This window comes from uncultured Mycobacterium sp. (genome assembly GCF_964249325.1).
GTDB lineage: Bacteria > Actinomycetota > Actinomycetes > Mycobacteriales > Mycobacteriaceae > Mycobacterium.
Window position 1 is genome coordinate 1 of record NZ_CAXUCH010000229.1, and the last position, 772, is coordinate 772.

At 65.2% G+C, this 772-nt stretch carries 1 pseudogene (cut by a window edge); it reads right to left on the minus strand.

The features are described 5' to 3' along the window. Positions 1-772: pseudogene (locus tag ACFE99_RS20840) on the minus strand (peroxidase family protein); its annotated part runs 127 nt beyond the window's last position; the annotation flags it as partial.

A 772-nucleotide genomic window follows, 5' to 3' on the forward strand; every position in this document is an offset into this window, starting at 1 on the left:
TAGCTGTTGTCCCACTTGGTCGGCGTGGGTGTCCATACCACCTCAAGGCCGCTGGTGATCGCGTCCTTGCCGACGCCGGTTCCGTAGGCGCTTTTCCAGCCCAGACCCTGCTGCTCGATCGGAGCGGCCTCGGGCTCGGGACCGACGAGGTCGGCATCGCCGGCGCCGTGGGTCTTGCCCACCGTGTGGCCGCCGACGATCAGCGCGGCCGTCTCGACGTCGTTCATCGCCATCCGACCGAAGGTCTCCCGGATGTCGATCGCCGCGGCCAGCGGATCCGGCTTGCCGTTGGGTCCTTCGGGGTTGACGTAGATCAGCCCCATCTGAACGTTGGCCAGCGGCTCGGCCAATTGCCGTTCGCCGCTGTACCGCTCGTCGCCGAGCCACGTGTCCTCGGGACCCCAGAACATCTCCTCGGGCTCGTAGATGTCCTCGCGCCCGAAGGCGAAGCCGAACGTTTTGAACCCCATCGATTCATAGGCACAGTTGCCGGCGAAGATGATCAGGTCGGCCCACGAGATTTTCTTTCCGTACTTCTTTTTGACCGGCCAGAGCAACCGGCGCGCCTTGTCGAGGCTGGCGTTGTCGGGCCAACTGTTGAGCGGAGCAAAGCGCTGCGCGCCTTCACCGCCACCACCGCGGCCGTCGTGGATACGGTAGGTGCCCGCGGCGTGCCAGCTCATCCGGATGAAAAGCGGCCCGTAGTGGCCATAGTCGGCAGGCCACCAGTCCTGCGACGTGGTCATCACTTCGATGACGTCGCGTTTGAGCG